Genomic DNA, 3127 nt, shown 5'->3' on the forward strand with positions numbered 1-3127 from the left:
TTTTAGCCCGTAGGGTTTGTAAAATCTTTAGTGAAATGAGAACATTTTTAGTAGAGAGGTTTACGGCCTTGACTTTTTGGTTACTTTTTAGTTTGTTCCCCGAAGGGCATATGAATGCAAATAATTAAAATAGATAAGGAATGAATAAAAAAGTGACATTAAAGAATTTTTAATTTCAAATGTTGTTAAAAGTGAATTTGAGTATTAATAAGAAAAAACACGTAAAACGTTAAGCGTAAAACGTATAACGTAATGCATCACGTAAAACATAATTAAAACCACCTTTATTATGCTAAAAAAAGAATATGAATTATTGAAAAAAGGCGATCCCAAAGCCTTAGAGCAAATTTATTCACGACATAAAAGACTACTTTTTTGGATTGGTAAACAAATAATTACGGATGAATTTGTTGTAGAATGTTTGGTACAAGATGCGTTTCTGAAATTATGGGAATATCGTGAGAAAATTGAAAAACCTGAACATATCTTTTTTTTCACGCGACTTGTTTTGAAACACAGCTGTTATTCGCATTATAGAAGTTCTAAAAATAAATTTTTTAGGTCAGTGCATTCATTGGATAGTTACGAGAATTATGAGAATTATTTGACTGTATACGATCCTTTAGAGGTTGCAGAAAACATAAAGGATAAACTAATACATGACCAACATTATGAAGAAATTAGAAAAATATTACCCTTATTAAGCGCTGAAAGAAAACATTTGATTGAACTCTGCTTGAAATATGGATTTAGATACAAAGCAATTGCCAATGCAATGGGAAAAAGAGTTTCAGAAACGAGCAAGGAGATTAAAAGTGCAATAGAGGATGTTAAGAACCTTATAAATAGTCATGATGTATTCGTGTCTAAAAAAGAAATAATTTCTGAGGAAAAGGCACCAAATCAAATGACCGAAAAACAATCGTTGATTTTAAAGCTTCGATTCGAAATGAAACAATCGTTTATAACCATTGCCAAGACATTAGAACTTTCTCAGAAAGAAGTGCACAATGAATTTGTCGTCGCTTATAAATTGACTCAACAAAACAAGTTTAAACCCCTAAATAACTAAATATGGAAAATTCTACCGTTTTTTTAACACGTAAAATACAGTTAATTGCTGATTTACCAACCCAAGAAGAACGAAAAGAAGTTGTGAGTACGCTTTATAAATGGCAAAATAGATGTTTTATAGCGGCTAATATGATTGTTTCTCATTTGTATGTGCAAGAAATGGTGAAAGATTTTTTTTATTTCTCTGAAGGAATCAAATATAAATTAGCAGACGAAAACAAAGATGATTCTGGTATACTCAAATGGTCACGGTCGACTACAATTTATCGTGTGCTCTCAAAACGTTTTAAGGACGAAGTTCCGATGTATATATTGTCTAGTTTGATCAATACGTTATACCTGTCCTTCAAGAAGGATTGTGTCAAGTATTGGAAAGGGGAACTTTCATTAAAAATTTTTAAACGAGATATAGCAATTCCTTTTAACATAGCGAGGATAAGTAAATTCTCGTATGATACAGATAAAAAATACATTTATTTTAAACTTTATAAAATTCCTTTTAAAACATATCTTGGAAGAGACTATATTGATAATTATAAGCTATTGGAGCAAATAGTAAGTAAAGAAATTAGAATTTGTAGATCACATATTAAATTAGAAAAAAATAAAATATTTTGGGTATTCACGGTAGAAATTGAAAAAGAAAAAAATCAATTACAACCCGATATTATTGCAGAAGTTTCTTTGTCATTAGAATATCCGTTGGTTGTAAAAATAGGTAGATCTCAGCTTACCATTGGTAGCAAAGAAGAATTTCTATATAGAAGATTAGCCATACAAGCTTCTCGTAAAAGAATACTAGAAGGAGTGCCCTTTTGCAAAGGAGGGAAAGGAAAAGCAAGAAAATTAAAAATAGCAAAAAAATTAAAAAATACAGAGAGTAAATATATTCATCATCGGCTACATGTCTACAGTAGAATGTTAATTGATTTTTGTGTGGAAAAAAAAGCAGGAACGATAGTTATTGTAGATCAAGAAGAAAAAATACAAATTGCCAAAGAAGAAAGATTTGTCTTAAGAAACTGGAGCTATTATGAGCTCATACATAAAATAAAATACAAAGCTGATAAAGCAGGTATTGAGCTTATAACAGCTTAAACCATAATTTTGGAGGGTGATTTGTACACCCGTAGGGTGGGGTGATTGTTAACGCTCATCAAATGTGAAAAACATATACAAAGGGGGATTTTTAGGTTTTATTGAAACACGTTAGATGGTCCCAAGATAAAGGCAGGATAAAGGCAGGATAAAGGCAACATAGTGGCAGTAGGGTGGCAGTAGAATATTTGTAAAAGGTTTTTGATATGGGATTTACGATGTAAAATGTTTTTATGAACAATTAGATATGAGATATGAGATTCTTTGAAAGTTCTGAATGACAAGGAATTTGAATATTGAAAAAGAATTAGAAAAATCCGGCATTAAAACTCTCAGGTTAAGAAAATGGTTGAATGCAGCGTTAAAAAGTTTTTAGCCCGTAGGGTTTGTAAAATCTTTAGTGGAATGAGAACATTTTTAGTAGAGAGGTTTACGGCCAAGTCTTTTTTCGTTAGTTTTTTTGACGATTCCCCGAAGGGCATATGAATACCTATAATTAAAATAGATAAGCTATGAATAAAAAAATGAAAGTAATAGATTTCTCGATACCTCAAATTAACAATGAGTTGAGGTTCTGAACATAATTACGTGAATAAGAGAATAATTAGTAGTTCTTTATTTATTACTTTTTATTCATGGGTTATTATTGTTTTCAAATGAATTCATATACCCTTTGGGGAAGTCTTGATCAAAAAGTAATCAAAAAATCAAGTCCGTGCTTACAAGTCGGTCAATAATGGCTATTCGCTAAATGCTTTAAATCATTCACATAAAAATGTGAACTGTAAATCATTTTTAACGCTCTTTACGCCGAATTGACGCTCGACTTTTCAGCAATAACAGTTTATAAATTCTTTGTTGAAAGTGGATTTGAATATTGAAAAAGGATGAAAACCCGGCATTAAAACTCACACGTTAAGAAAATGGTTGAATAAAACGTAAAAAAGGTTTTAGC

At 30.6% G+C, this 3127-nt stretch carries 2 protein-coding genes; both read left to right on the forward strand.

The window, feature by feature from the left end; translation table 11 throughout:
• Positions 1–289: 289 nt before the first annotated feature.
• Entirely contained in the window at positions 290–1072 is a 783-nt protein-coding gene (locus tag B4E59_RS07040; protein WP_291052288.1) for an RNA polymerase sigma factor, read from the forward strand.
• Between the two features lie 2 nt (positions 1073–1074).
• A complete protein-coding gene (locus B4E59_RS07045; RefSeq protein WP_291052291.1) occupies positions 1075–2172 on the forward strand; it encodes a hypothetical protein in 1098 nt (365 codons plus the stop codon).
• Positions 2173–3127: the final 955 nt, after the last annotated feature.

Origin of the sequence: Empedobacter sp. UBA2044 (assembly GCF_002333005.1) — a bacterium.
GTDB classification, from domain to species: domain Bacteria; phylum Bacteroidota; class Bacteroidia; order Flavobacteriales; family Weeksellaceae; genus Empedobacter; species Empedobacter falsenii_B.